The organism is Methylobacterium sp. UNCCL125 (genome assembly GCF_900116795.1).
GTDB classification, from domain to species: domain Bacteria; phylum Pseudomonadota; class Alphaproteobacteria; order Rhizobiales; family Beijerinckiaceae; genus Methylobacterium; species Methylobacterium fujisawaense.
Window position 1 is genome coordinate 1 of record NZ_FPBW01000048.1, and the last position, 26,834, is coordinate 26,834.

Consider the following 26,834-nt stretch of genomic DNA (forward strand, 5'->3'; position numbering starts at 1 on the left):
GGATCTCGGGCAGAGGATGCACGATCCGGCTCGGGTCACGCCGGTCGGGGATCACCGCGGCGAGCTTCTCACCGATCTGCATCCGCCGGGCAGCCTGAGCGAGCAACAGGACGCCCCCGTCCGAGGTCAGGCGTCCGCCGTCGAAAGCAGCTGTGAGCTTCTTGCCTCGAACCGATGGAAACGCGAACGGCAGACACGTAGGATCGGACATGGCGGGCGTGGCGGGCTCGATCTGGTCTGAGGACTTGGCGTCAGCACCCAATCCCTAAGCCACATCAATGCTTTACGCTACGCTCGCCACCACAGATCCACTGCCCTCGTGAATAAGACGGGCTAGCTCATCGTGACGCTGGCGGCCGATACGGCACGCGTCGTCACTCGGGATCGCGATCGCGTCGCGAGGGCCGGTGGAACGAAGCCGAGACGGAAAAGGCGGCGCACCCTGTGTGGGCGCGCCGCCCGATCGTCTGTCTCGGGATCAGTTCAGCGTCGCGTTGACCGGCCGCCGCTCGGCTCCGACCGTGACGTCGCCGATCATCAGGCCCAGCGCGCCCAGGCGAACCGGCACCGTCTCGCCGTCATGGATCTTGCCCGAGAGCACCAGCTCGGCCAGCGGATCCTGGACATTCTTCTGGATCACCCGCTTGAGCGGCCGCGCCCCGTAGGCCGGGTCGTAGCCCTTGTCGGCGAGCCAGGTCTTGGCCTCCTCGTCGACCTCCAGGGTGATCTTGCGCTCGTCCAGCAATTTCTGCAGCCGCCCGAGCTGGATCTCGACGATCGCCCCCATCTCCGACCGCGCCAGGCGGTGGAACAGGATGATCTCGTCGACCCGGTTCAGGAATTCCGGCCGGAAGTGGCCCCGCACCACGCCCATCACCTCGTCGCGGACCGCGTCGGTGTCCTCGCCCGCAGGCTGGTTCACCAGATACTCGGACCCGAGATTCGAGGTCATGATCAGCAGCGTGTTGCGGAAGTCGACCGTCCGCCCCTGGCCGTCGGTGAGCCGCCCGTCGTCGAGAACCTGCAGCAGGACGTTGAACACGTCCGGATGCGCCTTCTCGACCTCGTCGAACAGCACGACCTGATAGGGCCGACGCCGCACGGCTTCGGTCAGCGCACCGCCCTCCTCGTAGCCGACATAGCCGGGAGGCGCCCCGATCAGCCGGGCGACCGCGTGCTTCTCCATGTACTCCGACATGTCGATGCGCACGAGCGCCGTGTCGTCGTCGAACAGGAAGCCGGCGAGCGCCTTGGTCAGCTCGGTCTTGCCGACGCCCGTGGGGCCGAGGAACATGAACGAGCCGATTGGCCGGTTCGGATCCTGAAGCCCGGCGCGGGCGCGCCGGACCGCGGTCGACACCGCCTCCACCGCCTCGCGCTGGCCGACGACGCGCTTGGCGAGCGCCTCCTCCATGGCCAGTAGCTTCTCGCGCTCGCCCTCCAGCATCTTGTCCACCGGCACGCCGGTCCAGCGGGAGACGACCCCGGCGATGTGGGCGGGGGTGACGGCCTCCTCCATCATCGCGTCGCGGCCGTTCTCCGACTTGGCATCGGCCTTGGCCTCGATCTCGGCGAGCTGCTTCTCCAGGCCCGGGATGACCCCGTAGGCGAGCTCGCCCGCGCGCTGATACTGACCCTGGCGCTGCGCCGCGGCGAGCTCGTTGCGCGCCTCGTCGAGCTTCTTCTTGAGGCTGGCCGCGGTGCCGAGCTTGTCCTTCTCGGCCTTCCAGCGGGCGGTGATCGCCGCCGAGCGCTCCTCCAGGTCGCCGAGTTCCTTCTCCAGCCGGACCAGCCGGTCGCGGGAGGCGGAATCGGTCTCCTTCTTGAGCGCCTCGGCCTCGATCTTCAGCCGGACGATCTCCCGGTCGATGTTGTCGAGCTCCTCGGGCTTCGAATCGACCTGCATGCGCAGGCGCGAGCCGGCCTCGTCCATGAGGTCGATGGCCTTGTCGGGCAGGAACCGGTCGGTGATGTAGCGGTTCGAGAGCGTCGCCGCCGCCACCAGGGCCGAATCCTGGATGCGCACGCCGTGGTGCTGCTCGTACTTCTCCTTCAGGCCGCGCAGGATCGAGACTGTGTCCTCCACGGTCGGCTCCGACACGAAGACCGGCTGGAATCGCCGGGCGAGCGCCGCGTCTTTCTCGACGTGCTTGCGGTACTCGTCGAGCGTGGTCGCGCCGACGCAGTGCAGCTCGCCGCGGGCGAGCGCCGGCTTCAGCAGGTTCGAGGCGTCCATCGCCCCGTCCGCCTTCCCGGCGCCGACCAGCGTGTGCATCTCGTCGATGAACAGGATGATGCTGCCCTCTGCCGCGGTGACCTCGGAGAGCACGCCCTTCAGCCGCTCCTCGAACTCGCCCCGATACTTCGCGCCCGCGATCAGCGCGCCCATGTCGAGGGCGAGCAGGCTCTTGTCCCGGAGACTCTCCGGCACGTCGCCGTCGACGATGCGCAGGGCCAGACCCTCGACGATGGCGGTCTTGCCGACGCCGGGCTCACCGATCAGCACCGGATTGTTCTTGGTGCGCCGGGACAGGACCTGGATGGTCCGCCGGATCTCCTCGTCGCGGCCGATCACCGGATCGAGCTTGCCGTCCCGGGCGGCCTCGGTGAGGTCGCGGGCGTACTTCTTCAGGGCGTCGTAGGCGTTCTCGGCCGAGGCGTTGTCGGCGGTGCGGCCCTTGCGGAGCGCGTTGATCGCCGCGTTCAGCGAGGCGGGGGTCACACCCGCCGCCTGGAGCGCGCGGCCGGCCTCGGAGTCCTTCTCTACCGCCAGGGCGAGGAGCAGCCGCTCCACCGTGACGTAGGAATCGCCCGCCTTCTCGGCGGCCTTCTCGGCGGTGTCGAACAGGCGCATCAGCTCGCGCGTCGCCTGCGGGGCGGCCGCGTTGCCGGAGACCTTCGGCTGCTTGGCGAGCCACTGCTCGGTCTGAGCCAGCGCCACCCGCGACTGCCCGCCCGCGCGGTCGATCAGGCCGGCGCAGAGGCCTTCCGGATCGTCGAGCAGCACCTTGAGCAGGTGACCCGGCTGAAGCTGGGGATGTCCCTCGCGCATCGCGAGGTTCTGAGCCGCCTGCACGAAGCCGCGGGCGCGCTCGGTGTACTTTTCGAAGTTCATGCACAACCCTCCCGTACCGGCATCCGCCGCCCGATGAGAGGCGCGGCGCCACCGAAACGTCGCCCTCCGGCTATCCGCCGCGCGAGGGCCCCGGCGCCATTGGCGGCCGCCGGTGATCCCGATGTGGTGTTGCAATTGGGCACCACAAGGGGCGATGAAGCTCTTGCGTGACGGATCATTTCAGGGCCACGCTTCGCGCATGACCGCATTGATTCATGTCAGCGCTCTCTACCGCTATCCGGTGAAGGGCTTGAGTCCCGAACCCGTCGAGCGGGCGGACCTCGAGACCAGCGGCTTCTTCCCGGGCGACCGGCTCTACGCCATCGAGAACGGGCCTTCGGGCTTCAACGCGGTGGCGCCCCGCCATCAGCCGAAGACGAAGTACCTGATGCTCATGCGTGACGAGGCGCTCGCCCGCCTGCGCACCCGCTACGAGGATGCTACGGCGACTCTCACCGTCGAGGGCCATGGCGAGCCGCAGGCCTTCAACCTCGACACCGAGGCCGGCCGAGAGGGGCTTGCGGATCTGATGCGGCGGTTCATTCCCGCAAGCCTGCGGGGCGAACCGAAGGTGCTCGCCGCCCCGCCGCAATACCGGTTCACGGATTCCCCGACCGGCTACGTGTCGCTCATCAACCGTGCGAGCGTGGCGGCGGTGGAGGATTATCTCGGCGTGCCCGTGGACCCGCTGCGCTTCCGCGGCAACCTGCTCGTCGAGGGGCTCGACCCCTTCGCCGAACTGGAGATGGTCGGCCAGGTGGTCGAGGCGCCGAGCGGGCTGCGGCTCAAGATCACCAAGCGGACGGTGCGGTGCGCGGCGACAAACGTCGAGCCGACCAGCGGCATCCGCGACTGCGACATCCCCTGGACGCTCGACGCCCGCCTCGGCCACCGCGACCTCGGCGTCTACGCGGAGGTGATCGCCGGCGGGGCGCTGGCGAAGGGCGACGCACTGCGGGTCGTGCGGTGACGGGACCGGAAGAGCGCTCCCATAAGCCCCCGTCATCCTGAGGGGCCGGAGCGCGGCGCACGCCTCGGATTGGGGCTTCAGCCGGCCGCGCGATCCCAGGATTACGCCTTCGAGGCCCGCTTCGCGCTAACCTCAGGATGAGAGGGGGCGGGGAAGCGCCCGAGCCCGCCCTCAGAGCCGCGACACGTAGGCCGCCAGATCCTTGATGTCGGCCTCGCTCAGGCCCTGCGCCACTTCGTTCATGGCGGGATCGTAGCCGGGCCGGGCGTTCGACTTGTAGCCGGCGAGCGCCTTGGCGAGGTAGTCCTCGCGCTGTGCCCGGATCCGCGGGATCGCGTCCCGACCCGCGAGATCCGGTCCATGGCAGGAATTGCACTGGTGCTTGGCGACCAGCGCCTGGGCCCGTGCCGTCAGAGCCGCATCGGCCGGCGGACCGGACCAGGCGGGCGGCGGCAGCGTCGCCACCGCGTCGGCGTAGCTGCGCAGGTCGTCGTCGGAGAATCCGGCAGCCACCTCGTTCATCGGCGGCGCCTCCCGCTGCTTCTCCCGGAACTGGAAGAGCTGCGTCACCACATAGTCCGAAAGCTGCCCCCCGAGCGAGGGCACGCCCTCCGTCGCGGACATGCCCGCACCGTGGCAGCCGATACAGGGGGCGAGGCGCTCCTGCAGCGCCGCGTCCGGGGCGGCGAGCGCCGCACCCGTCAAGAGCAGCCCGCCGAGGGCAGGGGCCAGCCCGCGGATCGACCGGAGGTGGCGGCGCATCACCGGCCGTAGCTGACGCGGTAGATCGCGCCGTTGTAGTCGTCGGACACGAGCAGCGATCCGTCCTTGGCGACCAGCACGTCCACCGGGCGGCCGACATACTTGTTGTCCTGGAGGAAGCCGGTCAGGAACGGCTCCGTTGCTGCGGTCTTGCCGTCCGGTCCGGGCTTGGCCACGACCACGTCGCCACCGAGCTTGGCGGTGCGGTTCCACGAGCCGTGCCGGGCGACGAACATCGCGTCCCGGTAGGCCTCCGGGAACTGCGTGCCGGTGTAGAACCGCAGGCCGAGGGAAGCCGTGTGCGGGCCGAGGAGCGCCGCCGGCGCGGTGAATTCCGAGCAGGAATGACCCCAGCCGTATTCCGGATCCGTGAAGGTGCCCTGGTGGCAGTACGGATAGCCGAATGCTGCTTGCCCGGCTCCGTGAGCACGTTCAGCTCGTCGTTCGGGATGTCCTCCGAGACCCAGTCGCGGCCGTTATCGGTGAACCAGAGCTGCTTGGTCTTCGGGTTCCAGTCGAACCCGACGGTGTTGCGCACGCCGCGGGCGATCACCTCGGCGTTCTTGCCGTCGAGGTCCATGCGCCGGATCTGCGCGTGGGTGTCCGGCGGCATCACGATGTTGCCCGGGGCACCGACCGGCACGTAGAGCTTGTTGTCCGGGCCGATGGCGATGAACTTCCAGCCATGGGCCTCGTCCTTCGGCAGGTCATCATAGACCAGGGTCGGCTTCGCCGCGCCGTCGAGGTGGTTCGCGATGTCGTCGTAGCGCCAGATCTTCGAGAGCTCGGCGACGTACAGCGCGCCGTCGTGGTAGGCGACGCCGTTCGGCCGATGCAGGCCCGACGCGATGGTCTTCACCTCGCGCTTGCCGTCCCCATCCGCCTTCGGAAGCACCGCGTAGACCTTCCCCACTGTCCGGGTGCCCACGTACAGCGTGCCGTCCGGCGCCTGGGTCATCTCACGGGCATTGGCGAGACCGCTGGCATAGACCTCGATCTTGAAGCCCTCCGGCACCTTCAGCTTGTCGAGCGGCAGCTTGGCGGCCGCGACCGCCAACGGCGGCCCCGCCACCGGCGCGAGCTTGGCTGCGGCGCCGCCCTCGGGGCGGCCGTAGAGCGCCGAACCGCGGTCGACCTGGACGCTGGGCGGCGGGGCCGCGGTGGCGGCCGTCTCCTGTGCCGCGGCGCGGCCGTGGTCCATCAGGCCGAAACTCAGGCCGGCGAGGGCCGCGGTGAGGCTGCGGATCAGGATCGGCTGGCGGATCGGCGTCATGGTGTCTCCCGGTGGGGACGGTCTCACGGACCGCCCGCTCGCTCTGCACTCTTTATTCAACGGTCGGCTGGAGAGCGCGACCGGGATTGGGGGCGCCGAGGCGACACTCCGCGGCCGCCGTAACGCGGCCCGGGATTACGCGCGCTGCCGTGTCCTCCGCGACCGACGTCGGCTGCCGTGTCGGCTCACCTTGCGTTTTGGGCAATGATCTCCGAAAACGCCCCCCGTCCGGGAAGCTTAGGCTTGGCCGGGGCTGCCGGCCGTCCGCCGGAGCCCGGCCGACGCGGCGTTCCGATCCGGTTCGAGGACACGTATCGATGATCGATTACGCGCAGGCGCGGCGGATGATGGTCGACTGCCAGTTGCGGACCTTCGACGTGAACGACAACACGGTGCTCGACGCGTTCGACACCGTGCCGCGTGAGGACTTCGTGCCGAAGGGCCGCGAGCCCTTCGCGTATATCGACCAGACCCTGAGCCTCGGTGAGGCCGGCGGCGAGACCCGCTGCATGCCGGCCCCGATGGTCGTGGCCCGGATGATCCAGGCCCTGCGGATCCGGCCGGGCGTCGCCGCCCTCGACGTCGCCACCGGCACCGGCTACGCGGCGGCGGTCATGGCGCAGCTCGGCGCGCAGGTCACGGCGCTGGAATCGGTGCCCGACCTCGCCGAGGCGGCGCGCACCCGGCTCGGCGCCTCCGCACAGGTTATCGAAGGCCCGATCGCCGCCGGCGCGCCCAAGCAGGGGCCCTTCGACGTCATCCTGATCAACGGCCGCGTCGAGGTCCGGCCGCAGGCGCTGCTGAACCAGCTCAAGGATGACGGCCGCCTGGTCTGCGTGTTCGGCCCGCACCGCAACGCCAAGGTCACGCTCTTCGTGCGTGCCGGCGACGCGTTCGGGGCCCGTCCGCTGTTCGACGCGTCGCTGCCCGGTCTCGAGGCCTTCGCGGCGGAAGCCGGTTTCGCATTCTGACACCGCGCGCCGGATCACCCCCGCCTCCGTCGTCGCGGGCGGAGCGGGCGGATCCGTGACGGGGCGCGCAGGCCGCGATCAGCCGAGCCTGTAATCCCCCAGCCGGGCCCGGCGGGCGCTCCGGCGATACGCCATGACCGAGTCGGGCCAGAGGGTGTTGTTGCGCCCGCTCGCGTCGAGGTACCAGCTGCGGCAGCCCCCGGCCTGCCAGATGCTGTCGGCCATGCGGCTGTGGATCCGGTCGACGAACCGGGCCTGGGCCTCCGGCCGGACCTCGACGGTCTTCGTCCCGCGACGCAGGGCTTTGAGACAGTCGAGGACGTGCTGCACCTGGATCTCGATCATCGAGACGACCGAGTTGTGGCCGAGCCCGGTGTTGGGCCCGAGCAGCATAAAGTAGTTGGGAAACCCCGCGACCGTGATGCCCTGGTAGGCGCCCATGCCGTCGGCCCAGGCCTCGGTCAGAGTCCGGCCGCCGCGGCCGACGAGCTTCATCCGCGCGAAGGTCGCGGTCACGTCGAAGCCCGTGGCGTAGACGATCACGTCGAGGTCGTGGTGCCGTCCGGCCTCGGTGGTCACGCCGGTCTCGGTGAGCCGGGCGATGCCGTCCGTCTCCAGGGTGACGTTCGGGCGCTGGAGCGCGGGGTAATAGTCGTCGGAGATCAGCACCCGCTTGCAGCCGAGCCGGTAGCTCGGCGTCAGCTTCGCCCTCAGGGTCTTGTCGGGGACCGCCTTGGCGAGATGGCGCCGGGCCAGAGCCTCGGCCTGACCGGTGAGCTTCGAGACCTTGGTGAAGCCGAGGAGCGCACGCACCTCGTGCAGCCAGAAGAGCCGCGCCCGTTCGAGCCGCCGGCTGAACGGCACGCGCCGGTAGCGGCTCTTGGTGCCCTCCGCGATGGCGTGGTCGTTCTTCGGCATGATCCAGGGCGGCGTGCGCTGGAACAGAGTCAGGTGGGACGCGATGGCGGCGAGCTCCGGCACCACCTGGATCGCGCTGGCGCCCGTGCCGATCACCCCGACGCGCTTGCCCTTGAGCGCCACGGCATGGTCCCAGGCCGCCGTGTGGAAGGCGGGCCCGGCGAACGCCTCGCGACCCGGGATGTCGGGATAGGCGGGATGATGCAGCCCGCCCATCCCGGAGACGATCGCGCGCGCCGTGATCGGCCCCCGGTCGGTCTCCACGTGCCACAGGGCGCGCGCCGCGTCCCACGTGGCCCCGGTGAAGGTCGTCCCCAGCTGGATCAGGGGCATCAGCCCGTTCCGCTCGGCGGTGTCCTTCAGGTAGGCCAGGATCTCCGGCTGCGGCGCGTACATCCGGCTCCAGTCGGCCTTCGGGGCGAAGGACAGGGAGTAGAGGTGCGAGGGGATATCGCAGGCCGCCCCCGGATAGGTGTTGTCGTGCCACGTGCCGCCGATGCCGTCGGCCTTCTCGATCACCCGCAGCGGGCCGATGCCCGCCTGCCGGCACCGGATCGCCATCGCGAGCCCCGAGAAGCCCGCGCCGACGATCAGGACGGCCAGGGTCACGGACGCGGTCTCGGACGCGGTCTCGGTCATGGCAGAGGGCTCCCGGAGGGGGCGTGGGGCGCGTGCGCCTTCAGGAAGGCCGCGGCCTCGTCGAGGGAGGCCCGCGCCTCCGGCAGCATGCCGGCGGCGAATTGCCAGGCGTGGGACACGACCGGGAAGAGCTTGAGTTCGGTCTCGACGCCGGCCGCGCGGGCCCGCTCGGCCATGCGGACGGAATCGTCGCGCAGGACCTCGCGCGCGCCGACATGGAACAGCAGCGGCGGGAAGCCGGTCGGGTCGCCGTAGATCGGCGAGATTCGCGGATCGGCCGGATCGGCGCCGCCCAGATACATCGGCCGGATCGCCGCGAGGGCCTGCGGGTCGAACATGGCATCGCGCCATGCATTGGAAACCCGTGACCCGTCCTCGGAGACGAAATCCGTGGCCGGGGAAAAGAGGGCCGCCGCCCAGGGCATCGGCAGACCCCTGGCGCGGGCTTCGCCCATCAGCACGAGGGCGAGGTTTCCGCCGGCCGATTCCCCCGCCACGCAGGCGGCGCCCTCGGCGCTGAACGCCGCCCAGACCGCCGTCACGTCGTCGACCGCCGCGGGGAACGGATGCTCGGGGGCGAGGCGGTAATCGGGGGCGAAGATCGTGAAGCCCCGGTTCGCCAGGGCGCCCGTGACGGGACGGTGCGTCCGGGGCGAGCAGGCGATGAAGCCGCCGCCATGGATGTAGAGCATCCGCCGGCCGGGACCCGCCTTCGGCCGGATCCACTCGCCTTTGACCCCGCCGACGATGCCCGGCTCGTAGGTCACGCCCTTGGGGTCGGGGAAGGCCGGCGCCTCGAAGATGCGGCGGAACGCGGCCACGTCCCGCGCCCGTGCCAGCGGCCCCCGGACCCGGCTTCGGACCATGTAGGCCCCGAGATACGCACGCAGGCTCGCCATCTCAGAGCGCCCCTCCGGACAGACGCACGATCGTCTTCCAGTAGCCCACCGGCATCAGCCGCTGGATCAGCGCGGCATTCTTGGCGTCCTTGCCGACGACGATCCGGGGCGCCCGGGCCTCGATGCCGCGGATGATCGCGGCGGCCGCGTCGGCGGGCGCCAGGGTCAGAAGCTTGCCGAACGCCTCTCGCGCCTTCTCGTCCTCCACGGACGCGCGCTTCGCCGCCTCCGGATCGGTCGGCGGCCGCCGGCCGCGGGCGTTGCGCGAGATGGCGGTGGCGACACCGCCCGGATGGACCACCGTCACCCCGAGTCCGGTGCCGGCATATTCGTGCCGCAGGGCCTCCGAGAAGCCGCGCACGCCGAACTTGCTGGTGCTGTAGGCGACCTGACCCGGCGGCGCGATCAGCCCGAACAGGCTCGACAGGTTGACGATCTGCGCCGCCGGCCGGGCACGCAGCATCGGCAGGAAGGCGTGGCACAACCGCACGACGGCGCGCAGGTTGATGTCGAGCAGCCACTCGAAATCGTCGAGATGCGTCTCGTCGAACCGGCCGCCGAGGGCGACGCCGGCATTGTTGATCAGAATGTCGAGATGCCCGGACCGTTCTGCGACCCAGTCCGGCAGCGCGCGGATCCCTTCGGCATCCGTGAGATCGAGGACGCGGGTCTCGACCGAGACGCCGCGGATCTTGCCGGCGGTGGCCGCCAGCCCGGTCGCGTCCCGGTCCACGAGGAGAAGATTGCAGCCCTTCGCGGCGAGGCCTTCGGCCAGGGCCGCACCGATACCGCTCGCCGCGCCGGTGATCAGGGCCACCGCGCCCGCGAGTTGGAACCGCTGTGCCAAACCGCGCCTCCCCGTACCGTCGACCTGGATCGGTCTTCAGGGGGATAGGCCCGGCCGGCCTGATTGTCTAGGGTGAACACCCTAGACGAGGATGGGATCATGCCGCGGGGCGAGGGCCGCAGGTTCGACTTCGATGTGGAGGCCAGCCCAGAGGCCGGTCCTGCCGTGCCGATCCCGGATACGCGCACGCGAATCCTCGCAGTCAGCCTCGCGCTGTTCAACGCCCGCGGGCTCGGCCGTGTCACGACGGCGGAGATCGCGGCCGCGGCGGGGATCCGCGAGGGCAATCTGCAGTATCACTTTCCGCGCAAGAGCGGCTTGGTCGAAGCCGTGTTCGCCGCCTTCGAGGCGGAGGCCCTGGCGGTGGCCGGCCGCATGCCCGCCGACCCCGCCGCTCCGGAAGCGCTGCTCGGCTACCAGCGGGCGTGGTTCGACCTGATCTGGCGCTACCGCTGCATCTACCGCGACGGGATCGCCATGGTGGACATCGCCCCGGCGCTGCGCCCGCGGATCCATGCCCTGCGGGCCGAGACCCAGGCGCTGGCCCGCGGTGTCTTCGAGGCAGCCGTGCGTGCGGGACGGCTGCGGATCGCACCGGAGGCCCTCGGGCGGCTCATCGACAATGCCTGGATCGTGTCCAGCCACTGGATGAACCATCGCCTCCAGGGGGGCACCACTCTGACGGAGGCCGATCTGGACTGGGGTTTCGCGCAGCTCCGCGACCTGTTCGCCCCCTATCTCGCACCGGACAGCCCGGATTGACGGCGTCTGGCCTGAACCTTCCATACGCTCCGGCCAAGCTCGGAGCCGAAGGACACGATGCTCGACCGCCTGATCCATGCCGGCCTCAGCCTTCTGGTGCTGCTCGCCGTCGCCATCCTGTTCTCGACCAATCGGCGGGCGATCCGTCTCCGCGTGGTGCTCGCCGGGCTGGCCCTGCAGGTGGGGCTCGGTGCTCTCGTCCTGTTTCTACCCGCCGGGCAGGCCGCGCTGCGGGCTGTTGCCGACGCGGTTGTGACCGTGCTGTCCTACGGCGATCGCGGCACCGCCTTCCTGTTCGGCGGTCTCGTCGAGCCGAGGATGTTCGAGCTGTTCGGCGGCTCGGGCTTCATCCTGGCGCTGCGGGTCCTGCCGCAGATCCTCTATGTCTCCGCGCTCATCGGCGTGCTCTACCATCTCGGCGTGATGCAGGCGCTGGCTCGCCTCCTCGGCGCGGCGCTCCGGCGGATTCTGGGCACGTCCCCCATCGAGTCGTTCTCGGCGGTGATCACCATCGCCATCGGCCAGAGCGAGATCGCCGTCGCCCTGCGCCCGTTCCTCGCCCTGCTCACCGGGGCCGAGTTGTTCGCCGTCATGTCGAGCGGCGCCGCGTCCACGGCAGGATCGATCCTGGCGGGCTACGCGGCCCTCGGCGTGCCCATGACCTACCTGCTCGCCGCCTCGGTGATGGCGATCCCGGGGGGCCTCGTCTACGCCAAGATCCTGATGCCATCGACGGAGCCGACCCGGATCACCACCACCCGGGTCGAGTTCGGTGAGACGCGGGCGGCCAACATCATCGAGGCGGCGGCCGACGGGACCCAGAAGGGGCTCGCGGTGGCGGTCTCGGTGGGGGCCATGCTGATCGCCTTCGTCGGGCTGATCGCCCTGGCGGACGGCCTCTTCGGCATGCTGGGCGGATGGGTCGGGTATCCCGCCGCCTCGTTCGAGGGCGTGCTCGGCTGGGTGCTCGCCCCGCTGGCCTGGCTCCTCGGCGTGCCCTGGGAGCAGGCGACCCTGGTGGGCGGGGCGATCGGCCAGAAGCTCGCCTTCAACGAGTTCCTGGCCTACGCCAACCTGTCGCCGGTCCTGAAGGCCGGCACCCTCGAGCCGCGCGCGCAGGCGATCGTCTGCTTCGCTCTGTGCGGCTTCGCCAACTTCGCCTCGATCGCGATCCAGCTCGCGAGCTTCTCCAGCCTCGTCCCGGAGCGCCGCGCCGAGGTCGCCCGGTACGGCCTGCGGGCGATCCTGGCGGGGACGCTGTCGAATCTCACGAGCGCGGCGATCGCGGGGCTGTTCGTGGCGTGAGGGATCAGGTGCCCGTCCGCGCCACGAGCAGCAGCGCGTTCGGGCTCGTCCGTTTCGGCACCGGCAGGCAGCGGTCGAGGACCGACCCGACGCCGTAGGCGAAGGCGAGCGCCAGCGCCCAGGACCACGTCCGCCGGAAGAAGCGGTCGCGGCAGCGGACGGGGCTGACCTTGGCCATCCAGTGAATCAGCGAATCGTGCCGGTCCATGCCGATGGCATGGACCCCCTCGGCGGTGCAGCCCAAGGTGCCGGCCAGTGCCTCGAGAGCGGCGGGCGTCCACCACGTCAGATGGTGGGGCGGCGCGTTGATGACGAAGTTCGGGATCGTGGTGTTGGGCGAGGGCCAGAGCGGCGTCCCGATCAGAATCAGGCCGCCCGGCTTGACGCAGGCCGCCAGCGCCCGGGCGAATCCCAGCGGGTCCGCCACATGCTCGATGACCTGGAAGGCGCAGGCCACGTCGTAGACCGGACCGAGGCGCGCCGCGTGCGCCTCCACGGTCTCGGCGAGGATCGTCCCGGTCGGGTCCTCGGCGGAAAAATTCGGGTCGAGGCCGGTATAGGTGGCCTCCGGCACGTAGGCGCGGAAACCGCCGTGGCCGCAGCCCACGTCGAGCACCCGGGCACCCGACGGCACATGCGTGGCGGCCTGGCGGAACTCCAGGCGCTCCGTCTCCGGCCCGGCGAGCTTATCGTGCGCGGCGATCCGGCCGTAGAACGCCCGGTAGAAGGCCGCATCGCCAGCCACCGGCGGATCGAAGAAGATCAGCCCGGTCGGTGATTCCCAGAGCCGGAACGTCCCGGCGGGGCGCAGCAGCGGCCCGACATCGACGCGGCCGGAATAGTGCCAGAGCAGCGTCAGGAAGGCGGCGTCCAGGCGCTCGACGCAGCGCAGGGCGGGGGCACCGGTGATCGGGCAGGGTGGGATCGCTTGATCGGCCGAATACGCAGTGTCCGCCAAACCCGTCCTCGCTCGCTCTGCAGGCTCACATGGCCCGGTGGCGGTTCAGCGGCACAGTTTGGTGTGGCAGGTCAAGCCGAGGCGCAGCATGTCATGCGCGCACAAAAGAAAAGCGCCGCTTCGGATGAAGCGGCGCCCCAGAACGTGATGTCGACGTCTCAGTTGAACGTGTCGATCTCAGCCGACTCGTAGCTGGTGACTTCCATGCCGACGCAGATCTCAGACACGACGGGGGCGGACCAAGCCATGATTTCCTCCAAGTGAATTGATGCGATGGATGAAGAAGCCGCAAAGGCCGGAGCGTCGGGCGCTCCGAACCGTGAGCGACTTAGTTGAACGTATCGATCTCAGCCGACTCGTAGCTGGTGACTTCCATGCCGACGCAGATCTCGGACACGATCGGGGCGGACCAGGCCATGGCGTTTCTCCTCGCTGTTGGTGAGATCCATATAGGCAATATCTTGGACGCAATACAAGTGAGCACAACACTTATATTTCTCATAGGCTGGGTTGCTGGCCGGCGGGGCCCACCCGTCCGTGGCCGCGCGGCCACCAGACGGAGCGTCGTTCGGCATCGGCTGCGGATGGGCGCTGTTTCGGCTTGACGGGCCTCTTGCTCGGGCGCACGACGCACCCGCGCGACGGCGTCTTCGACGGTGCCGCGTTCCCTTTCCAGCAGCGACCAGCGAAGCGACGTGCCCGACCGATCGTGCCTGCCGTGCCCGGCCCCGTGTCGTCATCCCGCCTGAGCCGCTGAGAGGCCTGGCCGCGGGGCGATCGACGCGGCGGCCGGCCACGGCCCTGATCTAGGATGACCGGCGACGCGTCGCCTCGTAACCCACGAGGCGAGGCCATGAACGAGATCGCGCCCTTCGACACGCGAGTCGATCCCTCCGTCTTGGCCGCACGTCTTTCGGACGAACGGGCGCCCGACATCGTCGAAGCGCTGAACGACGAGGCTCCGGAGGTTGCCGCCGCCATCCTGCTCGGTCTGCCGACCGAGCGGGCGATCGAGGTGCTGGACCAGCCGGAACTCGACTGCGCCGCCGACATCATCGAGATGCTGCCCCGGGACCGGGTGGCCGGCTACCTGTCGGGCATGTCGGCCGACCGGGTCACGGACGTGTTCCGCGAGATCGAGGAGCCCGGCCGCTCCGACCTGCGCGCGCGCCTCGACGCCGAGACCCGCGGCGCCGTGGACCGGCTCTCGGCCTACGGCGAGGAGACCGTGGGCTCTCTGATGACCACGGAGTTCGTCACCGTGCCGGGCACCTGGACGGTGGGCCAGACCCTGGAGCACATCCGCCACGTGGAGAAGACCCGCGAGACGATCTACGCGATCTTCGTGCTCGACCCGCGCACCCGCGCGCTGACCAAGGCGGTGCCCCTGCGACGGCTGATCTCGGGCGATCCGAGCGACAACGTCCTCAGCGTCGCGCCGGGACGCCGGCCCCTCGCCGTCTCGCCGACGGCCAGCCGCGAGGAGGCGGCCCGACTGATCTCGAAATACGATCTTCTCGCGCTGCCGGTGGTCGACGCGGTCGGGCACGTGATCGGCATCGTCACGGTCGACGACATGATCGACGCGATGATCGAGAAGCAGACGCAGGACGTGCAGCGCTTCGGCGGCATGGAGGCGCTGCCCGAGCCCTACATGGATATCGGCTTCTTCACGATGATCCGGAAGCGCGCCGGCTGGCTGTGCGCGCTGTTCCTGTCGGAGATGCTCACCGCCTCGGCCATGCAGGGCTTCGAGGGGGAACTGGAGAAGGCGATCGTCCTGACGCTGTTCATCCCGCTGATCATGAGTTCGGGGGGCAATTCCGGATCTCAGGCGACCTCGCTGCTGATCCGGGCGCTGGCCCTGCACCAGATCCGGCTGCGGGACTGGTGGCGGGTGGCCCTGCGGGAGCTGCCTACCGGGATCGTGCTCGGGGCGATCCTCGGGGTGATCGCGGTCATCCGCATCGTCGCGTGGCAGAAGTTCGGCCTCTACGATTACGGCGAGCACTGGCCGCTGGTGGCTGCAACGGTGGGCGCGGCGCTCGTCGGGATCGTGACCTTCGGATCGCTCGCCGGCTCGATGCTGCCCTTCCTGTTGCAGCGGATCGGCTTCGATCCGGCCACCGCCTCGGCGCCGTTCGTGGCGACGCTGGTCGATGTCACCGGGCTCGTCATCTATTTCTCGGTGGCCCTGCTGATCCTGCGCGGGACGCTGCTATAGGGGGCGTCCGGTCCGGCAAGCCTCGGCAACACCCGATCCCTCCCCCCGACCCTCTCCCGGACGGGAGAGGGGGCCTGTTGCGGCGCCCTCGAAACGCCGGGGCGAACCAGCGGGCGGCGGCGCCGGTCAACCGGCCGCAGCCGCGGCGAGTCGCTTGCGCTGGACCTTGCCATTGGGCGTGCGCGGCAGGGCGTCGAGGAAGCGGATTTCCCGCGGCCGCTTGTAGGCGGCGAGCCGCTCGGCGCACCAGGCCAGCAGGCCCTCCGCGTCGGGCTCGGCGTCCGGCTGGAGCACCACGAAGCCGCAGATGACCGAGACGTCTGCCCGCACGGGCAGTTCGGCCACGCCGACCTCCGCCACGGACGGGTGGTCGGACAGCACCGCCTCGACCTCGTTGGGCGAGACCCGGTAGCCCATCGCCTTCATCAGGTCGTTGTTGCGGCCTTCGAACCAGAGGTAGCCGTCCGCGTCGAGCCGGGCGAGATCGCCGCCGACAAACCAGTCGCCGCGCATCACCTCGGCCTCTTCCTCGGGGCGGTTCCAGTAGCCGAGCATCAGCGCCGGCTCGGTCCGAAGGACGGCGAGGAGCCCGCTCTCGCCGGCCGGCAGCGGGACCGGCTCGCCCTCGACGGGCAGGATCGCCACCCGCCGACCGGGCTGCGGCTTGCCCGGTGAGCCGGGACGGACGGGAATCGTCGGGCCGCTGGAGATGTAGGTCGAGATCTCGCTCATCCCGAGCGCCTCGTAGAGGGGCTTGCCGGTGGCCTGCCGCCAGGCATCGAGCAACTCCACCGAGAGGGGCTCGCCCGCCGTGCAGCCGTGGCGCAGGCTCGACAGGTCCTGGGCGCCGAGGTCGCCGTATTTGAGGATCTGGCGGTAGAGCGTCGGGACGGCGGCGAACAGGGTCGCGCCGTACCGGGCGATGAGGCGCGGCCAGACGGCGGGGTCGCGTGGACCGTTGTAGAGCACCGCCGTCGCGCCCACCGACCAGGGATCGCTCAAGCCGACGCCCAGCGTGTAGGTCCAGTTCATGGTGCCGGCATGCAGCATCACGTCGGATTCGGTGAGGCCGAGCCAGTGGTCGCGCATCGGCCGGCGACCGTAGGTGGCGCGGTGGGCGTGGAGCACGCCCTTCGGCCGGCTCGTCGTGCCGGAGGTGTAGATCAGCATCGCCGGGTCGTCCGCGGCGGTGTCGGCGTAGGCCGGCAGGGGCGGCCCCGCCTTCATCCGCGCGATGGCGGCGGCGTCGAGCAGGAGGCGTCCGCCCAGGGCCTCGGGCGCGACCGTGCAGCCGCCTCCGATCACCACCGCGGCGGCGCCGGAATTGTCCATGAGAAACGCCGCCTCGCCCGCGGTGAGCTGCGGCGAGGAGGGCAGGGCGACGAGGCCCGCCGCCAGGGCCCCGAAATAGACGATGACGTAGTCGGCCTCGTTGCCCATGCGGATCATCACCCGGTCGCCGGGTTCCAGGCCGAGATCCAGCAGGCCCGCCGCGATGCCGCGCACCGCCCGCTCGACGTCGCCGAAACTCAGCCGCTCCGCGGTGCCGTCCCCGACCATCACGAGCGCCGTCTTGTCGGGGCGCAGGCGCGCATTCTCGGCCAGGCAGTACCGCGCGGCGTTGAACCGCGCGGGCGGATGACGGTCGTTGGCAAGGCTGTCGGGCACCGGTCGCTCCCCGTATTCGGGCTTTCGGCCGGGTGTCCCGCCTGCGCGGGCGGCCGTCAACCGCGGCCGCCCAGGCCTTTGCCTCCGGTCAGGTCCGCCGCTGCGCCTGGCCCTCCTGCTCTTCGAAGCCCTTGAGCATCTTGTCGAGGGTGAGCGGATAGTCCCGCACGCGGATCCCGGTGGCGTTGTAGATCGCGTTGGCGAGCGAGGCGCCGGCGCCGCAGATGCCGAGCTCGCCGAGCCCCTTGCTCTTCAGCGGGTTCGCCTTGTCGTCGAGTTCGGGCAGGAACACCGCGTCGATCGCCGGGAGGTCGGCGTGGACCGGCACATGGTACTCGGCCATGTCGTGGTTGACGAAGTAGCTGTAGCGCGGATCGACCACCGCATCTTCCATCAGAGCCGCCCCGACCCCGAAGGTCATGCCGCCGATCGCCTGACTGCGCGCCGTCTTGGCGTTGAGGATGCGCCCCCCGGTGAAGACGCCGAGCATCCGCCGCAACCGGATCTCACCGGTATCGACATCGACCCCGACCTCCGCGAAGTGCGCACCGTACGAGTATTGCGAGAACTTCTGCTTCATCTCGCCGGGCTTGATCTCACCGGCGGCCTCCATGCCCGACCGGGCGAGATCGGTCAGCGACTCCGTCCGGTTGCCCGAGGTCACCGCGCCGTCGCGGAACACCGCCCCGTCCGGGTTCAGGTCGCCGGCCTTGAGCAGGGCCTGCCGGAGGTTGTCGCAGGCGACGTAGAGGGCAGAGCCCGCCGACGCAGCGCCGAACGAGCCGCCGGAACCCGAGGCGAAGGGAAAGTCGGTGTCGCCCATCTCGACGCGGACCCGCTCGGGCGGCAGGCCCAGCATCTCGCCGGCGATCTGGGTGAGGATCGTATAGGTGCCGGTCCCGGGATCGGTCATGGCCATGCGCACCACCAGCACGCCGTCCGGCCCGAGACGGACCTTGGCGGCGGAGGGCATCAGCGGGTTGAGGCGGGCGGCGGCCGACATGCCCATGCCGACGAGCCAGTTGCCGTCGCGGCGGCTGCCCGCCGCCTGCCGCTTGTCCCAGCCGAACAGACGCGCCCCCTCGCGCATGCAGGGCACGAGCTGGCGGGTGGAGAACGGGACTTTCTTCTCGGGATCCTCGGCCGGCTCGTTGCGCACCCGCAGCTCGATCGGATCGACCTTCAGATGCTCGGCCAGCTCATCCATGGCGCACTCGAAGGCGAGCTGGCCCACGGCCTCGCCAGGGGCGCGCATCGACGAGGCGATGGGCATGTTGAGGTTCACGAGCCGATGGCGCGTGATCCGGTTCTGTGCCGCGTAGAGCGACCGGGTGACGTTGGCCGACGTCTCGAAGAACCCGTCGCCCTCGGCCGTGTCGGACCAGGATTCATGGCTGATCGCCGAGAGCCGCCCGTCCTGATCGGCACCGAGCCTGATCCGCTGGATCGTGTCGGTCCGGTGGGTCCCGACGTGGAACTCCTGCTGCCGCGTGAGCGCGACCTTCACGGGGCGCTGGATCAGCTTCGAGGCCAGCACGGCGAGCGTCGCCTCCGGCTGAGCCTGGAGCTTCGAGCCGAAGCCGCCACCGATATAGGCGCTCACGATCCGCACCTTTTCGGGCGGCAGCTTGAGCACCGAGCCGAGCGCCTTCTGACCGCGGTTCAGCATCTGGTTGGCGGTGTAGAGCACAACGCCGTCGCCCTCCCACGACGCGATCGTGGCGTGCGGCTCCATCTGCGCGTGGATCTGGTTGGGCGTGACGTATTCCACGTCGAGCTTCACCGGCGCGGCTGCGAAGGCGGCGTCGAAGTCGCCGAGCTTTGAATCCGGCGGCGAATTGACGGGCTTCGGCTCGTAGGCCGCCGCCAGGTTGTCCTTGAGCAGCCCCTTGGGCTTGGCCGCGTCGTAGCGGACCTTCACCAGCATCGCGGCGGCGCGGGCCTGCTCGAAGGTCTCCGCCACCACGAAGGCGACGGGCTGCCCATAGAACGTGACCTTCGACCCCTGGAGTTGCGGCCAGACCTGCTCCTTTTTCTCGCCCTGCTCGGGGACGTTCTCGTGGGTCATGACCAGGATCGTGCCGGGCGCCCGGCGGGCGGTCTCGGCGTCGATCGACGTGATGGTGCCGGCCGCGATCGTCGCCGGCACGATGAAGCCGTAGGCGGGGTTCTTCAGCGCCCGGGTCTCGTACGCGTAGGGGGCGTGGCCCGTGACCTTGAGCTTGCCTTCGACGCGGTCGAGCGGCTTCCCGACGAGCCCGTCGGCGCGGTCGTCGAGGGGCGTCCGGCCGATCGGCTGGTTCATCTCCATGGGGACGGTCCTTGATCGGGGGGCTTAAGCGCGGGTCGCCTGCGCCACCACGGCGCGCAGGGTCCGCCGGGTCAGCGGAATCTTGAAGTCGTTGCTGCCGTAGCCGCGGGCACCCTTCAGCACCGCGTCGGCGGCCTCATCCGCTGAGCCGGTCCGGACCAGGGCTTCTTCGGCCTCGGCCACCCGCCAGGGCTTGTGCGCCAGGCCGCCGAAGGCAAGCCGCGCCGCGCTCGGCTTGCCGCCCTCCGCGCCCGCGATCACCGCCGCCACCGAGACGGTCGCGAAAGCGTAGGACGCCCGGTCGCGGACCTTGCGGTAGATATGCATGCCGGCCACCGGCTTCGGCAGGGTCACGGCCGTGATGATCTCGCCCTTGCGCAGGTCGGTCTCGATCTGCGGGGTGTCGCCGGGGAGCCGGTGGAAATCGGCGATCGGGATCCGTCGGGTCTGACCCGCCGGATCCATCGTCTCGACGGTGGCGTCGAGGGCGCGCATGGCGACAGCCATGTCGGACGGGTTGGTGGCGATGCAGGAGTCGCTGGCGCCCACCACCGCCATGATCCGGTTGAACCCGCCGATCGCCGCGCAGCCCGAACCCGGCTCGCGCTTATTGCAGGGCATGGCCGTGTCGTAGAAATAGTAGCAGCGGGTCCGCTGGAGCAGATTGCCGGCGGTGGTCGCCTTGTTGCGCAGCTGCCCCGAGGCGCCGGCCAGCAGAGCCTTCGTCAGGACGGCGTAGTCCTTCCGGACCCGCGGCTCCGCGGCAAGGTCGGAGTTGCGCACCAGCGCACCGATACGCAGGCCGCCCTCCTGCGTGGCCTCAACCTTCTCGAGGGGCAGCCGGTTCACGTCGATCAGCGTGGCCGGCGTCTCGATCTGCAGCTTCATGAGGTCGAGCAGGTTGGTGCCGCCCGCGATGAACTTGGCGTTCGGCCGCTCGGCCGCGAGCTTGGCCGCGTCCTGAACCGTGGCGGGACGCTCGTAGGTGAAAGCCTTCATGTCCGCCCCCTCAGAGGCTGCTGGCGGCGGTGTCGCGGATCGCCGCGACGATGTTCGGGTAGGCGCTGCAGCGGCAGATGTTGCCGCTCATCCGCTCGCGGATCTCGGCGTCACTGAGCGTCGGGGTCGAGGCGAGATCCTCGGTGACGTGGCTCGGCCAACCGGCCTTGGCCTCGTTCAACATGCCGACCGAGGAGCAGATCTGGCCCGGCGTGCAGTAGCCGCATTGGAAGCCGTCATGTTCCAGGAAGGCGGCCTGCATCGGGTGAAGCTTCTCGCCGTCCGCGAGGCCCTCGATCGTGGTGACCTGATCGCCCTCGTGCATCGCCGCGAGCGTCAGGCACGCATTGATCCGACGCCCGTCCACCAGCACCGTACAGGCGCCGCACTGGCCGTGGTCGCAGCCCTTCTTGGTGCCGGTGAGAGCCAGATGCTCGCGCAGCGCATCGAGGAGCGTGGTGCGCGTGTCGAGGACGAGATCGTGCGGCTGCCCATTGATGGTGAGCCGTACCGGCATCGTCTGCGGGGCGGGATCTCCCGGCGCCGCCGCTGCGGTGGCCGGTCGGAAGCCGAGGGCGCCGAGCGCCCCGGCCGCCGCGCAGCCTTCCACCACGGCGCGCCGCGTCAGGGCGAACGGCTTCTTCGAAGTCGCGTCTGTCATGCTGCCATCCCGTCCGTGCGCCGCGCTCGACGGCGCGGCGCAACCTGGAATCCGGTGCGCCAACGTGCGGTCGTGCCGATTAGATCCAGTCCAGACTGCGCCCGTTCACCGCGGGCCGAGGTGGTCCGCTGGTCCATGGGCCGCCCTATCCGATCCGCGATACGGGCGCAGAGAATCGGCCCGCAGCCGCGCGGCAGGGCCGGGCGTGGCGCCTCCGGGCCGCCGCGCTCCGCTTGCAAAGGACGCGATCATCGGAACGCGTCGCACCGCCGGCGTTTGGGTAGATCGGAAAGCGTTTCCGGAGGCTCACCCCATGGCCGTCCCGACTTTGGCCCTGAACGACGGGCGCCGCATCCCGCAGATCGGCTACGGCTGCTGGCAACTCTCCGACGCTCAGGCGCCGGACCTCGTCGGCCGGGCGCTTCGGGCCGGCTACCGCCTGATCGACACCGCCGCCGCCTACGGCAACGAGGCGGGCGTCGGACGTGGCATCCGCGATGCGCAGGTGCCGCGCGCGGAGGTCTTCCTCACCACCAAGCTCTGGAACGACCGCCAGGGACGCGACGAGGCGCGGCGTGCCTTCGACGAGAGCCTGCAGCGGCTCGACCTCCCGTATGTCGATCTCTACCTGATCCACTGGCCGTGTCCGCAGCGGCGCCTGTTCGTCGAGACCTGGAAAACGCTGATCCAGCTCCGCGAGGAGGGGCGGGCCAAGTCGATCGGCGTCTCGAACTTCACAGCCGAGCACATCGCCACGTTGATCGGCGAGACCGGCGTGGCGCCTGTTGTGAACCAGATCGAGCTGCACCCGCATTTCCAGCGCAAGGCGCCGCGCGCGGACGACGCGCGTCACAGCATCGTGACCGAGTCCTGGAGCCCCCTCGGCCAGGGCAGGGAGCTGAACGACCCGGTCATCCTCGCGATTGCGAAGGCCCATGGGAAGACGCCCGCCCAGGTGGTGCTGCGCTGGCAGGTGCAGATCGGCTGCGTGGCGATCCCGAAGACCGCCCGGCCCGAGCGCATCCTTGAGAACATCGCGCTGTTCGATTTCGAACTCGGTGCCGGCGAGATGGAGGAGATCGCGGATCTCGACCGCCCCGACGGCCGCATCGGCCCCGACCCGGCGTCCTTCTGCTGACCGGCATCCCTTCGGCGGCGCAGCGTAACATCGCGCCGCAAAAGATTTATGCTCACAGCTAGCATATCTGGACAGGCGCGTCCGGCGCCCATAAGTTAGACGGCACAATGCTCAAACTGAGCATAATGGAGGACGCCATGGCGGCGACCGTTGCACCCGTCTCCCGCACGCCCATCCCGGGCCTGCCGCTTCCGGATCTCTACGCCCGCGTCAGCCGGCACGTTCCGGCGATCGAGTGGCCGGCGCTCGCCCCCGACATCGAGGCGATCCTGCGCCTGAAGCGGGAGCGCAACGCCGTGATCCTGGCGCACAATTACCAGGCGCCCGAGATCTTCCACACGGTGGCCGACATCGTCGGCGACAGCCTCGCGCTCGCCCGCGAGGCGGTGAATGTCGACGCGGACGTGATCGTGCTGGCGGGCGTCCACTTCATGGCCGAGACCGCCAAGCTCCTGAACCCGGCCAAGACCGTGCTGATCCCCGACATGGGCGCGGGCTGCTCGCTGGCCGATTCGATCACGGCCGCGGACGTGCGCGGCCTGCGGGCGAAGTATCCGGGCGTGCCGATCGTGACCTACGTGAACACCTCGGCGGCCGTGAAGGCCGAGTCGGATTTGTGCTGCACCTCCGGCAACGCCGTCGCGGTGGTGAAGTCGCTGAACGCGCCCCGCGTGCTGATGATCCCGGACGAGTTCCTGGCGCAGAACGTCCAGGCCGAGATTCCCGAGGTCGAGATCCTGACCTGGGCCGGCCACTGCGAGGTGCACGAGCGCTTCACCCCGGCCGACATCCGCGAGGTCCGCGACAGCTATCCCGGCGTGACGGTGATCGCGCATCCGGAATGCCCGCCCGACGTGGTGGCCGAGTCCGACTTCTCCGGCTCCACCGCGATGATGATGGACTTCGTCGTGGAGAAGCGGCCGAAGCAGGTGGTGCTCGTCACCGAGTGCTCGATGGCCGACAACATCGCGGCGCAGAACCCGGATATCGAGTTCATCAAGCCCTGCAACATGTGCCCGCACATGAAGCGGATGAGCTTGGCGAACATCCGCCGCGCGCTGGAGACGATGACCCACGAGGTCACGGTCGATCCGGCTTTGGCCGACCGGGCCCGGGCGGCCGTGGAGCGCATGCTCCAGGTGCGCACGCGATGAACGCCGTCTCGCCCAGCACCGCCGACCGCGTCGTCGTGGTCGGCGGCGGCGTCGCGGGGCTCAGCGTCGCGCTGCGTCTCGCGCCCCGGCCGGTGACGCTGGTCACCGCGTCGGCCCTGGGCCTCGGCACCGCCACCGGCTGGGCGCAGGGCGGCATCGCCGCCGCGGTCGGCGCCGATGACGCGGCGGAACTGCACGCCGCCGATACGGAAGCGGCCGGCGCCGGGCTGACCGAGTCCGACGTCGCGCTCCGCGTGGCTCAGGAAGGGCCGGGCCTGATCGATTGGCTGGTGCGGATCGGCGTCCCGTTCGACCGGACCGACGATGCCGCGCTCGCGCTCGGGCTTGAGGCCGCGCATGGCCGCCGCCGCATCGTCCGCTCCGGCGGCGACGCGACCGGGGCGCGCGTGCTCGAAGGGCTGGTGCGGGCCGTTCTCGCTGCGCCGTCCGTCGAGATCGTCACGGCGCGGGCCTGCGACCTGCTCCGGGACGCGGGCGGGGCCGTGGCCGGCATCGTCGCCGAGCGCGACGGCGCCCTGTTCCGCATCCCGGCCCGCGCCGTGGTGCTGGCCACCGGCGGCGTCGGCGCCCTCTACGCGGCCACCACGAACCCGCCCGGCGCCGTCGGCCGCGGTCTGGCGCTCGCCGCCCGGGCCGGTGCCGTCATGCGCGATATGGAGTTCGTGCAGTTCCACCCGACCGCCATCGCGGCCGGCGCCGACCCGATGCCGCTCGCCACCGAGGCCCTGCGCGGGGAGGGCGCCCGACTCATCGACGAGACCGGCGCACCCGTCATGGCCGGTATCGCCGGCGGCGATCTCGCCCCCCGCGACGTCGTCGCCCGCGGCATCTTCCAGGCGCTGCAGCGCGGCCGCACGGTCTATCTCGACGCCCGCGGTGCGCTAGGCGCCGCGATGCCGACGCGCTTCCCGACCGTGGCGGGACTCTGCGCCGCCGCCGGCATCGACCCGGCCGTGCAGCCGATCCCGGTCCGCCCGGCGGCGCACTACCATATGGGCGGCGTGAAGGTGGACGCGCACGGCGCCACATCGGTGCCGGGCCTCTATGCCTGCGGCGAGGTCTCCTCCACGGGCCTGCACGGCGCCAACCGCCTCGCCAGCAACTCCCTGCTGGAAGGGCTGGCCTATGCCCGCTTCATCGCCGACGGGCTCGACGCGCCGCCGCCGGCGGCCATCGTGCCCCAGGCCGTGACCGCCCGCACCTCCGGTGACCTGACGGCGATCCGTGGCCTGATGGAGCGCCAGGTCGGGGTCGTGCGCGACGCCGCCGGCCTCGGGGGGGCGGTCGCCGCCCTGACGCCGGAGGCGGAATCCTGCGACGCCGCGCTGGTGGCGCTGCTGATCGCCCGCGGCGCGTTGGACCGCCAGGAGAGCCGCGGCGCCCATTGGCGCAGCGATCATCCGCATCTCGCAGCCGCGACCCATACCGAGACCACGCTGGCCGATCTCCGGGCGGCGCAGAGCGGCCGGACGGTCGCCGAGGAGGCCCTGACGCCATGACCCGATCGGTCTTCTCCGACGCGATCCTGCCCCTGCCGCGGCTCCTGGTGGAGCCGGTGGTGCGCGCCGCCCTGCTGGAGGATCTCGGCCGGGCCGGCGACATCACAACCGACGCCATCGTGCCCCCCGGCGAGCGGATGCGCGGCGTGATCGCCTCCCGCCAGGACGGCGTGATCTCCGGCACCGATGCCGCCGCCATCGCGTTCGCGCTGGTCGATCCGGCCGTCACCGTCACGGTCGAGCGCGGCGACGGGGCCCGCGTCGCACCGGGCGACGTGGTGCTGCACCTCGAGGGGCCGGCCCGCGCCATCCTCACCGCCGAGCGCGTCGCCCTGAACCTGCTCTGCCGGATGTCGGGCGTCGCCACGGCCACCCACGGCCTCGTCGAGGCGGCCCGCCCGCACGGCAAGGCCTCGATCGTCTGCACCCGCAAGACCACGCCGGGCCTGCGCGCCCTGGAGAAGCACGCCGTGCGCGCGGGTGGGGGGTCGAACCACCGCTTCGGCCTCGACGATGCCGTGCTGATCAAGGACAACCACGTGGCGGTGGCGGGCGGCATCGTGCCGGCCATCGAGCGCGCCCGCGCCCGGGCCGGCCATCTCGTGAAGATCGAGTGCGAGGTCGACAGCCTGGAGCAACTGGAGGAGGCCCTTTCGGTCGGGGTCGACGCGGTGCTCCTCGACAATATGGGGCCCGACCAGCTCACCCGCGCGGTGGCGATGATCGACGGACGCGCGCTCTCCGAGGCGTCGGGCCGGATCACCCGCGAGACGGTGGGGGCGGTCGCGGCCTCGGGCGTCGACCTGATCTCCTGCGGCTGGATCACCCACTCGGCGGCGATCATCGACCTGGGCCTCGACGCGGCCTGAATGGGCGACCTCCGGGGCGCAACGGAGATCCGCCGTCGGGCAGGGCTCGAAGATCATCACGTTCGGGTGACAAGTCTTCGTCATCAGCGCGGCTGAGACACCCGAAGTCTATCGCCGCGCGACCGACTCGCTAAGGTTTCGCCCAACCGCGACGCCATCGACCGGACGTGACCGTGAGCCAAGCCCTGCCCTCCGCGGCTGCCCCGGCGGTCGATCTTCCGGCGGCGCCGGTGGCGCGCAAACCCGGTGCCGTCCGACATGGGCCCGGCGCCGCGCTGATGCTGGGCGCGCTGGGCGTCGTGTACGGCGACATCGGCACGAGCCCGCTCTACGCGTTCAAGGAGGCCGTGAAGGCGGCGACCGCCGGCGGGGCGTCGGTGCCGGCGGCGGCCACGGGGGCGGTGTCGCTGATCCTGTGGTCGCTGATCCTGATCGTGTCGCTGAAATACGCGGTGCTGATCCTGCGCGCCGACAACCGCGGCGAGGGCGGCATCGTCGCCATGCTGGCGCTGCTCGGCGCCCGGCAGGCCCGGCCGGGCACGGGGAAGGCGCTGCTTCTGGTGGTCGGTCTGGTGGGGGCGGCGCTGCTCTACGGCGACGGCGCGATCACCCCGGCGATCTCGGTCCTCTCGGCGATCGAGGGCGTGAAGGTCGATGCGCCGGCGCTCGGCCCGTACGTGGTGCCGATCACGCTCGTCATCCTCGTCGGGCTGTTCCTGGTCCAGCACAAGGGCGTGGCCGCCATCGGCCGCGTGTTCGGGCCCGTGATGCTCGTCTGGTTCCTGGTGCTGGGGCTGCTCGGGATCGCCGGCATCATCGCCAAGCCCGAGATCCTGGCGGCGGCCAACCCGTTGCGGGCGGTGGACTTCCT

The 26,834-nt window shown here is 70.5% G+C and carries 23 protein-coding genes and 1 pseudogene; 10 read left to right on the forward strand and 14 right to left on the reverse strand.

Features of this window, described 5'->3' with window-relative positions:
- On the reverse strand, window positions 1-211 hold a 211-nt coding region (locus BM396_RS29765), incomplete at its 3' end, for a transposase (RefSeq protein WP_210187146.1).
- A gap of 267 nt (window positions 212-478) precedes the next feature.
- Entirely contained in the window at window positions 479-3,115 is a 2,637-nt protein-coding gene (clpB, locus tag BM396_RS29770) for an ATP-dependent chaperone ClpB (RefSeq protein ID WP_043387498.1), read from the reverse strand.
- 199 nt (window positions 3,116-3,314) lie between these two features.
- On the opposite strand from clpB, the gene BM396_RS29775 reads away from it, so the two are divergent.
- Window positions 3,315-4,085 carry an MOSC domain-containing protein gene (locus BM396_RS29775; protein ID WP_043387500.1) on the forward strand — a complete coding sequence of 257 codons (771 nt, stop codon included), beginning with the start codon at window positions 3,315-3,317 and terminating at the stop codon, window positions 4,083-4,085.
- Between the two features lie 171 nt (window positions 4,086-4,256).
- On the opposite strand, the gene BM396_RS29780 is transcribed toward BM396_RS29775, so the two are convergent.
- Together BM396_RS29780 and BM396_RS29785 are read right to left on the reverse strand one after the other, a co-directional pair.
- Window positions 4,257-4,847: a c-type cytochrome gene (locus tag BM396_RS29780; RefSeq protein WP_043387502.1), complete on the reverse strand. Its 591-nt coding sequence runs from the start codon at window positions 4,845-4,847 to the stop codon at window positions 4,257-4,259.
- Window positions 4,847-6,120: pseudogene (locus BM396_RS29785) on the reverse strand (PQQ-dependent sugar dehydrogenase). The gene BM396_RS29780 and the pseudogene BM396_RS29785 overlap by 1 nt, the downstream one beginning before the upstream one ends.
- Window positions 6,121-6,437: 317 nt before the next feature.
- On the opposite strand from BM396_RS29785, the gene BM396_RS29790 reads away from it, so the two are divergent.
- Window positions 6,438-7,091, forward strand: coding sequence for a protein-L-isoaspartate O-methyltransferase family protein (locus BM396_RS29790; RefSeq protein WP_043349657.1), 654 nt, complete (start codon window positions 6,438-6,440; stop codon window positions 7,089-7,091).
- A 78-nt stretch (window positions 7,092-7,169) separates the two neighbouring features.
- Here BM396_RS29790 and BM396_RS29795 read toward each other — a convergent pair whose 3' ends face one another.
- Genes BM396_RS29795 through BM396_RS29805 form a run of 3 tightly spaced genes read right to left on the reverse strand, consistent with a single transcriptional unit; the run spans window position 7,170 to window position 10,394 of the window.
- A complete protein-coding gene (locus tag BM396_RS29795; RefSeq protein WP_043387504.1) occupies window positions 7,170-8,648 on the reverse strand; it encodes a flavin-containing monooxygenase in 1,479 nt (492 codons plus the stop codon).
- Window positions 8,645-9,547 (reverse strand): alpha/beta hydrolase, encoded by a 903-nt coding sequence (locus BM396_RS29800; protein ID WP_043387506.1) that lies wholly within the window; start codon window positions 9,545-9,547, stop codon window positions 8,645-8,647. The genes BM396_RS29795 and BM396_RS29800 overlap by 4 nt, the downstream gene beginning before the upstream one ends.
- 1 nt (window position 9,548) lies before the next feature.
- On the reverse strand, window positions 9,549-10,394 hold the full coding sequence (locus BM396_RS29805; protein WP_043387508.1) for an SDR family NAD(P)-dependent oxidoreductase: 846 nt from the start codon (window positions 10,392-10,394) through the stop codon (window positions 9,549-9,551).
- A gap of 99 nt (window positions 10,395-10,493) precedes the next feature.
- Between BM396_RS29805 and BM396_RS29810 the strand changes: the two genes are divergently transcribed.
- Together BM396_RS29810 and BM396_RS29815 are read left to right on the forward strand one after the other, a co-directional pair.
- Window positions 10,494-11,156, forward strand: coding sequence for a TetR/AcrR family transcriptional regulator (locus tag BM396_RS29810; RefSeq protein WP_051044742.1), 663 nt, complete (start codon window positions 10,494-10,496; stop codon window positions 11,154-11,156).
- 57 nt (window positions 11,157-11,213) lie between these two features.
- Complete coding sequence (locus tag BM396_RS29815; RefSeq protein ID WP_043387509.1) at window positions 11,214-12,461, forward strand: NupC/NupG family nucleoside CNT transporter; 1,248 nt, start codon at window positions 11,214-11,216, stop codon at window positions 12,459-12,461.
- Window positions 12,462-12,465: 4 nt separating this feature from the next.
- Here the strand turns inward: BM396_RS29815 and BM396_RS29820 are convergent, their stop codons facing one another.
- From BM396_RS29820 to pqqA (BM396_RS29830), 3 genes are all read right to left on the reverse strand, one after another.
- Window positions 12,466-13,419, reverse strand: a complete 954-nt coding sequence (locus BM396_RS29820; protein ID WP_043387510.1) for a class I SAM-dependent methyltransferase — start codon at window positions 13,417-13,419, stop codon at window positions 12,466-12,468.
- Window positions 13,420-13,577: 158 nt separating this feature from the next.
- Window positions 13,578-13,667, reverse strand: a complete 90-nt coding sequence (gene pqqA, locus BM396_RS29825; protein WP_007559225.1) for a pyrroloquinoline quinone precursor peptide PqqA — start codon at window positions 13,665-13,667, stop codon at window positions 13,578-13,580.
- An 80-nt stretch (window positions 13,668-13,747) separates the two neighbouring features.
- Window positions 13,748-13,837: a pyrroloquinoline quinone precursor peptide PqqA gene (gene pqqA / locus BM396_RS29830; protein WP_007559223.1), complete on the reverse strand. Its 90-nt coding sequence runs from the start codon at window positions 13,835-13,837 to the stop codon at window positions 13,748-13,750.
- Between the two features lie 435 nt (window positions 13,838-14,272).
- Between pqqA (BM396_RS29830) and mgtE the strand changes: the two genes are divergently transcribed.
- Complete coding sequence (gene mgtE, locus BM396_RS29835; protein WP_043387512.1) at window positions 14,273-15,643, forward strand: magnesium transporter; 1,371 nt, start codon at window positions 14,273-14,275, stop codon at window positions 15,641-15,643.
- A 126-nt stretch (window positions 15,644-15,769) separates the two neighbouring features.
- Here the strand turns inward: mgtE and BM396_RS29840 are convergent, their stop codons facing one another.
- From BM396_RS29840 to paoA, 4 genes are all read right to left on the reverse strand, one after another.
- Window positions 15,770-17,311: an acetate--CoA ligase gene (locus tag BM396_RS29840; protein WP_043387514.1), complete on the reverse strand. Its 1,542-nt coding sequence runs from the start codon at window positions 17,309-17,311 to the stop codon at window positions 15,770-15,772.
- Window positions 17,312-17,399: 88 nt separating this feature from the next.
- Window positions 17,400-19,622, reverse strand: a complete 2,223-nt coding sequence (locus BM396_RS29845; RefSeq protein WP_043387516.1) for a xanthine dehydrogenase family protein molybdopterin-binding subunit — start codon at window positions 19,620-19,622, stop codon at window positions 17,400-17,402.
- A gap of 24 nt (window positions 19,623-19,646) precedes the next feature.
- A complete protein-coding gene (locus BM396_RS29850; protein WP_043387518.1) occupies window positions 19,647-20,621 on the reverse strand; it encodes an FAD binding domain-containing protein in 975 nt (324 codons plus the stop codon).
- 10 nt (window positions 20,622-20,631) lie between these two features.
- Window positions 20,632-21,282, reverse strand: coding sequence for an aldehyde dehydrogenase iron-sulfur subunit PaoA (gene paoA / locus BM396_RS29855; RefSeq protein ID WP_043387520.1), 651 nt, complete (start codon window positions 21,280-21,282; stop codon window positions 20,632-20,634).
- A gap of 313 nt (window positions 21,283-21,595) precedes the next feature.
- Here paoA and BM396_RS29860 point away from each other — a divergent pair, with 313 nt between their 5' ends.
- From BM396_RS29860 to BM396_RS29880, 5 genes are all read left to right on the forward strand, one after another.
- On the forward strand, window positions 21,596-22,420 hold the full coding sequence (locus BM396_RS29860) for an aldo/keto reductase (protein WP_043387522.1): 825 nt from the start codon (window positions 21,596-21,598) through the stop codon (window positions 22,418-22,420).
- Between the two features lie 137 nt (window positions 22,421-22,557).
- A complete protein-coding gene (gene nadA, locus BM396_RS29865) occupies window positions 22,558-23,574 on the forward strand; it encodes a quinolinate synthase NadA (RefSeq protein ID WP_043387528.1) in 1,017 nt (338 codons plus the stop codon).
- Window positions 23,571-25,094, forward strand: a complete 1,524-nt coding sequence (locus tag BM396_RS29870) for an L-aspartate oxidase (RefSeq protein ID WP_043387524.1) — start codon at window positions 23,571-23,573, stop codon at window positions 25,092-25,094. The genes nadA and BM396_RS29870 overlap by 4 nt, the downstream gene beginning before the upstream one ends.
- The gene (gene nadC, locus BM396_RS29875; protein ID WP_043387526.1) at window positions 25,091-25,963 is read left to right on the forward strand and encodes a carboxylating nicotinate-nucleotide diphosphorylase; all 873 of its coding nucleotides are present in this window, start codon (window positions 25,091-25,093) and stop codon (window positions 25,961-25,963) included. The genes BM396_RS29870 and nadC overlap by 4 nt, the downstream gene beginning before the upstream one ends.
- Before the next feature lie 278 nt (window positions 25,964-26,241).
- Window positions 26,242-26,834, forward strand: a 593-nt coding sequence (locus BM396_RS29880) for a KUP/HAK/KT family potassium transporter (RefSeq protein ID WP_244539002.1), incomplete at its 3' end; no start/stop codon positions are given.

Bases quoted from the DNA above. Each gene is read 5' to 3' on its own strand.
- clpB (WP_043387498.1), bottom strand. From the start codon at position 3,115: ATGAACTTCGAAAAGTACACCGAGCGCGCCCGCGGCTTCGTGCAGGCG.
- BM396_RS29775 (WP_043387500.1), top strand. From the start codon at position 3,315: ATGACCGCATTGATTCATGTCAGCGCTCTCTACCGCTATCCGGTGAAG.
- BM396_RS29780 (WP_043387502.1), bottom strand. From the start codon at position 4,847: ATGCGCCGCCACCTCCGGTCGATCCGCGGGCTGGCCCCTGCCCTCGGC.
- BM396_RS29790 (WP_043349657.1), top strand. From the start codon at position 6,438: ATGATCGATTACGCGCAGGCGCGGCGGATGATGGTCGACTGCCAGTTG.
- BM396_RS29795 (WP_043387504.1), bottom strand. From the start codon at position 8,648: ATGACCGAGACCGCGTCCGAGACCGCGTCCGTGACCCTGGCCGTCCTG.
- BM396_RS29800 (WP_043387506.1), bottom strand. From the start codon at position 9,547: ATGGCGAGCCTGCGTGCGTATCTCGGGGCCTACATGGTCCGAAGCCGG.
- BM396_RS29810 (WP_051044742.1), top strand. From the start codon at position 10,494: ATGCCGCGGGGCGAGGGCCGCAGGTTCGACTTCGATGTGGAGGCCAGC.
- BM396_RS29815 (WP_043387509.1), top strand. From the start codon at position 11,214: ATGCTCGACCGCCTGATCCATGCCGGCCTCAGCCTTCTGGTGCTGCTC.
- pqqA (WP_007559225.1), bottom strand. From the start codon at position 13,667: ATGGCTTGGTCCGCCCCCGTCGTGTCTGAGATCTGCGTCGGCATGGAA.
- pqqA (WP_007559223.1), bottom strand. From the start codon at position 13,837: ATGGCCTGGTCCGCCCCGATCGTGTCCGAGATCTGCGTCGGCATGGAA.
- mgtE (WP_043387512.1), top strand. From the start codon at position 14,273: ATGAACGAGATCGCGCCCTTCGACACGCGAGTCGATCCCTCCGTCTTG.
- BM396_RS29845 (WP_043387516.1), bottom strand. From the start codon at position 19,622: ATGGAGATGAACCAGCCGATCGGCCGGACGCCCCTCGACGACCGCGCC.
- BM396_RS29850 (WP_043387518.1), bottom strand. From the start codon at position 20,621: ATGAAGGCTTTCACCTACGAGCGTCCCGCCACGGTTCAGGACGCGGCC.
- paoA (WP_043387520.1), bottom strand. From the start codon at position 21,282: ATGACAGACGCGACTTCGAAGAAGCCGTTCGCCCTGACGCGGCGCGCC.
- BM396_RS29860 (WP_043387522.1), top strand. From the start codon at position 21,596: ATGGCCGTCCCGACTTTGGCCCTGAACGACGGGCGCCGCATCCCGCAG.
- nadA (WP_043387528.1), top strand. From the start codon at position 22,558: ATGGCGGCGACCGTTGCACCCGTCTCCCGCACGCCCATCCCGGGCCTG.
- BM396_RS29870 (WP_043387524.1), top strand. From the start codon at position 23,571: ATGAACGCCGTCTCGCCCAGCACCGCCGACCGCGTCGTCGTGGTCGGC.
- nadC (WP_043387526.1), top strand. From the start codon at position 25,091: ATGACCCGATCGGTCTTCTCCGACGCGATCCTGCCCCTGCCGCGGCTC.